The sequence below is a fragment of the Kocuria gwangalliensis genome (assembly GCF_039544365.1).
In the GTDB taxonomy this organism is placed as follows: domain Bacteria; phylum Actinomycetota; class Actinomycetes; order Actinomycetales; family Micrococcaceae; genus Kocuria; species Kocuria gwangalliensis.
In genome coordinates this window covers 158,549-165,912 of sequence record NZ_BAABLN010000029.1, presented here as the reverse complement: position 1 = coordinate 165,912, position 7,364 = coordinate 158,549, and the positions used below count along the sequence as shown (strand labels likewise).

Genomic DNA, 7,364 nt, shown 5'->3' with positions numbered 1-7,364 from the left:
GCCTTCCTCGCCCTTGCGAGGAAGGCCGCCCGCGGCTCTTTCAGTCAAGGCCCGCTCGATCATTGCCAGCGCTGTCGGGCGGGCCGATACTGGACCCAGCGCCGTTGATCCCTTGGGGTCAGCCCGCTCCAGAATCGGCAGAGGAGAATCCCATGCAAAAGATCGTGCCCAACCTCTGGTTCCAAGGCAACGCGGCGGAAGGTGTCGAATTCTACGAACATGCCCTGCCCAACACGCACGTGGTGGGTTCGTCCGACTACCCGACGGAAGGACTTCTGGAGTTCCAGAAGGATTTCGCGGGCGAACTGCTCACGGCAGTCCTGGAAATCGAGGGATACCAGGTGCTCCTGATCAATGCGGGCGAGGAGTTCACGCCGAACCCGGCCATCTCGTTCCTGTTGAACTTCGATCCGTCCAGGGACGAGAACGCCAAGGCCACGCTGCAACGGGTGTGGGACCGGCTGTCTCCGGGCAGCACCACTCTTATGCCCCTGGACACGTACCCGTTCAGTGAGTACTACGGGTGGGTGCAGGACCGCTACGGCGTGAGCTGGCAGCTCATGCTCACCAATCCCGAGGGTGAACCGCGCCCCTTCGTGACCCCATCGCTGATGTTCGGTGGCCCGGCACAGAACCATGCCAAGCAAGCCGTCGAGTACTACACGGGAGTATTCGGGGACACCAAACCCGGCGCTTTCATGCCCTACGCGGACCAGACGGGTCCTGCGGGGCCGGGCGCTGTCATGTATTCGGACTTCACGTTGGAAGGCCAATGGTTCTCGGCCATGGATTCCGGTGTGACGCAGGACTTCAGCTTCACTCCCGGGGTGTCGTTGATGGTCAATTGCAACGACCAGGATGAGATCGACCGGTTCTGGGAGGCCCTCTCAGCAGTGCCCGAGGCCGAGCAATGCGGCTGGTGCACGGATCAGTTCGGCGTGAGCTGGCAGATCGTGCCGGTGGACATCGACGATTTGATAAAACAGCCCGGGGCATTCGAACGCATGCTGACCATGAAAAAACTCGATATCGCCCAACTGCGAGGCGACTAAACACTGGTGGCCGGACTCAGGGGCAAGTCCGGCCACCATGGTGGATCAACCAAAGACGGTTGATTAGTGTGTTGCAGTCAGGGCGCGATCCAGGTCTGCCACATGATCCTGCAGGTCCTCGATCCCCACGGACAGCCGGACCAGGTCCTTGGGAACTTCGTGCGGGGTGCCCACGCGCGAAGCGTGGGTCATACCGTGGGGCACGCACGTCAGCGACTCCACACCGCCCAGGCTCACGGACAGGTTGTACAGCTGCGTGGTCTTCACGAACGTGTGGGCTACTGCCTCACCGCCGCGGGGCCGGAATGAAATGATGCCGCCAAAACCCCCGTTCAGGGTCGACGTGGCCAGCTCGTGACCGGGGTGTTCCTCGAGCCCGGGGTAGAACACTTCCAGAACATCCTCCCGGCCACGCAGCCAGCGAGCAACGGCCAGCGCATTGGAGCAATGACGTTCCATCCGCAACGGCAGGGTCTTCAATCCGCGCGCGGCCAGGAAGGAATCGAAGGGGCCGGCCACCGCACCGCCGGCAAACTGCTGGAAACCAATCAGCTCACTCAACGGCTGGCCGTCCCACTCGGTGTTGCCCACCACCACGGCACCGCCCAACACGTCCGAGTGGCCTCCAATGTACTTGGTGGTCGAATGCACCACCGCGTGCGCTCCCAGGGTCAGGGGGTTCTGCAGGGCGGGGGACGCAAACGTGTTGTCGACCACCAAAAGGGCCCCGGCGGCGTCGGCGACCTGCGCCCACGCGGCGATGTCCGCGACGCGAAGCAGGGGATTGGACGGCGTCTCCAACCACAACACCTTGGTCTCGCCGGCGCGAACGGTTGCGGCGGCGTCGTCGGCGGAAGCGGACGGCACGAAGCTGTGCGTGACACCCCACTTGGAGAGCACCTGGTCGACCAAGCGAAAGGTGCCGCCGTACACGTCCGCGGCCAACACGATGTGGTCGCCGGGCTTGAGGACCGAGCGTAACAGGGCGTCTTCGGCGGCCATGCCGGAGGCGAATGCGAACGCACGGGTGCCGCGCTCCACAGCGGCGAGCTGTTCCTCGAATCCGCCGCGCGTGGGGTTGGAACCGCGGCTGTACTCGTAGCCGCCGGTGCGGAATTGGTTGACGCCGTCCTGCACGAACGTGGAGGTCTGGTAGATCGGCGGGACCACGGCACCGGTGGTCGGATCCGGTTCCTGGCCGGCGTGAATGGCGCGCGTGGCCAGGCCGGGCAGCGAGAAATCAGTGATGGTCATGGAAAGAGTCCTTCTGCTGGTGGGCGGTGGCGCGGGCGGTGTGGGGGAGGTGTTCCCACGCCGCCGGCGACTCGGTGGCGTCCGCGATCACGGACAGTGCTTGGAACAGGTCCGCGGTGAGGTCCGCGACATCCTCGAGGCCCACGGTGAAGCGCAGGGTCTGCCCGGTGATGCCGCTGGCACGGAACTGCTCGGGGGTCAGACGGCAATGCGTCATGCTCGCGGGGTGGGCCACCAGGGTGCGCACGTCGCCGATGTTGGCGGCGAGCTTGATGAGTCGCAGGGAATCGACCACGTGCTCGACCTGCTCTGGGACGCCGTTGAGATCGATCGAGAACACCCCGCCGGCGCCCCGGTAGCCACCCTGCTCGTACAACTCTTCCTGCCGCGCACCGCCGAAATGTGGGTGGTGCACGCGAGCCACGGCGGGGTGCCGGTTCAAGGTTGCCGCCAACGACGCCGCCGTGGCCGACTGGCGCTCCACGCGCACTCCCAGCGTGGAGATTCCCTGCAGGATCTCGTGGGCCGTGATGGCGCTCATACACGGGCCCAGGTCGTTGAGGTACTTGCAGCGGGCCACGCCCAACAGCGCACGCTTGGCGCCGTAGACCTCCACGGGGGAGCGATCACCCCAGCGCGGATGCGATGTGGTCAGCCACGGCCAACGCTGCGGGTCCTCGGTGGGGTCAAAGTTGCCGGTGTCCACCAGCAGACCGCCCAGGGGGCCGCCGTGACCGGAGAGGTACTTGGTGGCCGAGTGGACCACCAGGTCCGCTCCGTGCTCGCCGGGGGTGAACAGATGCGGGGTGGCCACGGTGTTGTCCACGATCACCACGGCACCGTTGCGGTGAGCGATGTCCGCGATCGTCTCCAGTTCCGGGAGATCCGCGAGCGGGTTGGCAATCGACTCCAGGAAAAACACGCGGGTCTGTGAGGTCACCGCGGCCTCCCATTCCTCGGGCCGGCGCGGATCAGCGAACGTCACGGTCAACCCGGTTTCGGCGAGTGTGTCCGTGAGCAGGTCCACGGTGCCGCCGTACAGGTGGGAGGACGCCACCACGTGCCCGTTGACCGGTCCGGTCAGCGCGAGTAACGCCAGGGTCACCGCGGCCTGCCCGGACGAGGTGGCCACGGCGCACTCGGCGCGTTCCAGTTTGGTCACTGCGGATTCCAGTGCGGTGACGTTCGGGTTGCCGGTGCGGGCGTAGGTGTACCCGGAGGCACGCTGCGCGAAGACCGCCCGAGCGTCGGCCAGGCTGGCGAACGCATACGCGGCGCTGTGGTGGATGGGCGCCACAATGGGGGTGCCCAGGGGGGCGTTGACGTGCTCGGTCACAGGAGGCTCCCTTCCGCCGCACGAGCGGTGGTGTCTGCGGAGGCGGCGGCCACGGAAGGTGCCGAGGCGGCGTCGTCGTGGGTCAATTCCGCGCGGACGGTGACGGCGGCGGCCACGAGGCGATCGAGGGCGGCCTCGGTCTCGGGCCAGCCGCGGGTCTTCAGGCCGCAGTCGGGGTTGACCCACACGCGGTCCGCACCAATGACCTTGGCGGCGTGGCGCACACGCTGAGCGACCTCGTCAAAGGTGGGTACGCGCGGGGAGTGGATGTCCCACACACCGGGGCCCACGTCACGCGGGAAGTTGCCCGCGGCCAGCCCGTCCACAATCCCCGAACCGGAGCGCGAGGCCTCCAGCGTGGTGACGTCCGCATCAAGGCCGTCGATGGCGTCCAGCACGGTCTCGAACTCGGAGTAGCACAGGTGGGTGTGGATCTGGGTTGCGGTCTCCGCACCGCCCGTGGCCAGGCGGAACGATCCCACGGACCAGTCCAGGTAATCCGGGCGGTCGGCCAGCGTGAGCGGCAGCAGTTCGCGCAGGGCGGGTTCGTCCACCTGGATGACGGCGGTTCCGGCGGCCTCGAGGTCCGTGATTTCGTCGCGCAGGGCCAGGGCCACCTGGTCGGCGACCTCGCGGGCGGGGGCGTCGTCGCGCACGAACGACCAGGCCAGGATGGTGACCGGACCGGTCAGCATGCCCTTGACCGGGCGATCCGTCAGTGACGCCGCGTATCGGGTCCAGTCCACCGTGATGGGGGCCGGGCGGGAGACATCACCGAACAGGATGGACGGGCGCGTGCAGCGCGAACCGTAGGACTGCACCCACCCGTGCTGGGTGGTGACAAACCCGTCGAGACCCTCGGCAAAGTACTGCACCATGTCATTGCGCTCGGGTTCACCGTGCACCAGCACGTCCAGGCCGAGCTCTTCCTGCGTGCGTACGGTCTGTGCGATCTCGGCCCGGATCTTCTGCGTGTACTCGGCCTGGTCGATGCGGCCGGCGCGGAAATCGGCGCGCGTGGTGCGGATGCCGGGGGTCTGGGGGAACGAACCAATGGTCGTGGTGGGCAGCGGCGGCAGGTTCAGCCGCTGGGCCTGGGCGGCGCGGCGCTCATCGGCAGACGCGCGCTCGCGATCCCGCTGCTGCACGGCCGCTGTGCGGGCACGAACCTCCTTGCGGTTCGTGGCCGGGTGCGCGGCTCGGCGGGAGCGGATCAGCGCGTCCTTGCCGAGTTCCGCGGCCACCGTGGACCAGCCGTCGCTCAGCCCGCGGGACAGCGTGACAACCTCGGCGACCTTTTGATCCGCGAACGCAACCCATTCCTTGATGTCCGGGTCCAGGGCGGTTTCGCGCTCCACATCGTGGGGGACGTGCAGCAACGGGGTCGCGGTTCCCACACTCACGGGGCCGCGCGCGGTGGCCTTGAGCCGGTCCAAGGTTTCCGAGGCCCTCCCCAGATCCGTGCGCCACACCGTACGGCCGCCGACGACGCCGCCCACGAGTGGGCGCTCGCCCCACGCCTCGAGCGCGGCCTCACCGGGTTCGTTGCCGCGGTCGAGGTCAATGGCGAGGGCCTCGATGTCGGTGGCGGCGAGTCCGAGCTGGGCGGCCTCTCCGGCGTCCCCGTACCCCACGGCGACCAGGATGTCGGGGCGGTTCGAGGGGAAGCTCAGGCGGGTGTAGGCCTTGGTCAGGGCGTCGATGATGGTGTCGCGGGGGACGTCCCAGCCTTCTGCCGCCAGGGCGTGCTCGTCCAGTTCGACCCACGGGACACCCGCGTCCTTGAGCGCGGTGAGCAGCTGGATGTAGAGGTCCACCACGTCGTTGAGTCGGTCGAAGGGCTGGGTGCCCGGGGCGTCCGTGGTTTCCGGGCGGGCCAGCAGCAACAGGGTCACGGGGCCGACCAGCACCGGGCGGGTGATGGCACCGGTGGTGTCACGGGTGGTCACGAAGCGTTCGATCAAGCTTTCTGGGTGCGCGGACAGCGGGGTATCGGGGCCGATCTCGGGAACGTAGTAGTGGTAGTTGGTGTCGAACCACTTGGTCATCTCCAGCGGCTCCAGGCGATCGGTTCCACGGGACAGCGCGGTGATCAGCTCGATGCCCTGCGCGGTGTCCGGAGCGGCGGGGCGGAAACCGTCCGCGCGGAAGCGGGCCGGGACCGCGCCCAGGGCCAGTGCGGTGTCCAGCGTCTGGTCCACGGCGAACGTGTCAGCGGGGATGGCGGCGGCGTCGGTGAGACCGAGGTCGCTGAGGTGGCGAACGGTGCGCTCGTGTAACTGAGCGAGCGTGTCCAGAACGGACTGCGCGGGGTTCTCTGCGGGCCTGGACCAGTAGGCCTCCAAGGCCTTCTTGAGTTCTCGGTTGGGGCCGATCCGGGGGTAACCCAGGATGGTAGCGGCGGGGAACGAGGGCTTGGAAATAGCAGTCATTTGGGGTGCTCCTGAGGATAAAAGGGTGTGAAATGGGAAGCCACGGTCGCTGTGACCGTTGCGAAAAGGTTCTGTCGGAAGGGTGGTGCGGGTGCCCGTGTGGCGGCAGTGGGGCCACCGGTGCGCGGCGGTCAGGCCGCCGACGAACTCCCACGGAACTCGCGGGCGGCATCGCGCACCCGGAGATGATCAAGGATGGCCAGTGGGGCGTCCGGCCGGTTGAACGTGAACAAGTGCAGACCCGGGCAACCGAAGTCCAGCAGCTCATCGATCAAGGTGAGCGTTGCCGCAATGCCCCTGCGGCGCAGTTCGGACGGATTGTCCGTACCCAGGAAGTTGGTGATCCGCTCGGGGATCGGTACGCCGGTCAGCTCGGTCATTCGGCCTAGGCGCTTGATGTCGGTCAGCGGAACCAGGCCGGCGATGATCGGAATGTGGATGCCCTCCGAGCGCGCACGCTCCAGGAACCGCACGTAGTCCTGGGCGTCGTAGAGCACCTGGGTGATTGCGTAATCCGCTCCCGCCTCCTGCTTGTCCCACAGCGCGGCGAGGTCCGCTTCAAAATCGCGGCCCTTGGCGGCCACGGGGTAACAGGCAACTGACACCGAGACCGGCCTTTTTCCGGGGCGCTCGCACGCGCCGAACCTCCGTTCCTCGACCTCGCGGATCAGCTCGACAAGTTGCGATGCTCGGTGTAAACCACCCGGGTGGGTCACCCACTCGCCGCCGCCCACGGGCGGATCGCCGCGCAGGGCGAGAAGGTCGCGAACGCCGTCGTCAAGTAAATCTTCGACGGCGCGCTCCAAGCCCGCGCGATCGGTGCCACCGCAGGTCAGGTGGGCCACGGCGGGGGTCTTGGTCTGCTTGAGCAGGTGCCGCAGTGTCTCGCGGGAGACCCCGTTGGTGCCGGAGTGCCCGTGGGTGACCGAGAAGAAATCCGGGCCGGCCGCGGCCATGGTGTCGATGTTGCGCCACACGGCCTCCGGATCGCGGGTGGGGTGTGGCGGGAACACCTCGAACGAGATCAAGGATTCGCGGCGCGGCCTGCGCACCAACCACGACGTTCCCGTGGGTGGCCCCGTGGTGACGGTCTGCTCCGAGACCTGGGGTGTGGACAGGGCGGGCATAAAAATACCTCCGGCGGTTCGGGACGCCGGAGGTTTCTCCGTGCGCCGTACTTGCTCGCCGTGCGGTTGCGCGGCGGCCGGATCGTCATCTGGGGCACCCCGCTACGTGCTGGAGGGTTGCCGCCCGGTTAGCCAGAGCTTCACACCGGGACTCTTGATCCTT

At 67.4% G+C, this 7,364-nt stretch carries 5 protein-coding genes and 1 riboswitch; of the genes, 1 reads left to right on the top strand and 4 read right to left on the bottom strand.

Annotation, left to right across the window (positions count from 1 at the left end; all coding sequences use genetic code 11):
* The first annotated feature begins 152 nt into the window (after positions 1-152).
* Positions 153-1,052 carry a VOC family protein gene (locus ABEA06_RS09555; protein ID WP_345311336.1) on the top strand — a complete coding sequence of 300 codons (900 nt, stop codon included), beginning with the start codon at positions 153-155 and terminating at the stop codon, positions 1,050-1,052.
* A 63-nt stretch (positions 1,053-1,115) separates the two neighbouring features.
* Here the strand turns inward: ABEA06_RS09555 and ABEA06_RS09550 are convergent, their stop codons facing one another.
* The 4 genes from ABEA06_RS09550 to ABEA06_RS09535 all read right to left on the bottom strand — a co-directional run bounded on the left by ABEA06_RS09550 (position 1,116) and on the right by ABEA06_RS09535 (position 7,201).
* A complete protein-coding gene (locus ABEA06_RS09550; RefSeq protein WP_345311335.1) occupies positions 1,116-2,306 on the bottom strand; it encodes a cystathionine gamma-synthase in 1,191 nt (396 codons plus the stop codon).
* Positions 2,293-3,642: an aminotransferase class I/II-fold pyridoxal phosphate-dependent enzyme gene (locus ABEA06_RS09545; RefSeq protein ID WP_345311334.1), complete on the bottom strand. Its 1,350-nt coding sequence runs from the start codon at positions 3,640-3,642 to the stop codon at positions 2,293-2,295. Before ABEA06_RS09545 ends, ABEA06_RS09550 begins: the two co-directional genes overlap by 14 nt.
* Positions 3,639-6,074, bottom strand: coding sequence for a 5-methyltetrahydropteroyltriglutamate--homocysteine S-methyltransferase (metE, locus tag ABEA06_RS09540; protein ID WP_345311333.1), 2,436 nt, complete (start codon positions 6,072-6,074; stop codon positions 3,639-3,641). The genes ABEA06_RS09545 and metE overlap by 4 nt, the downstream gene beginning before the upstream one ends.
* 131 nt (positions 6,075-6,205) lie before the next feature.
* A complete protein-coding gene (locus ABEA06_RS09535) occupies positions 6,206-7,201 on the bottom strand; it encodes a methylenetetrahydrofolate reductase (RefSeq protein WP_303383736.1) in 996 nt (331 codons plus the stop codon).
* Positions 7,202-7,243: 42 nt separating this feature from the next.
* A riboswitch (SAM riboswitch) is annotated at positions 7,244-7,361 on the bottom strand.
* Positions 7,362-7,364 lie beyond the last annotated feature (3 nt).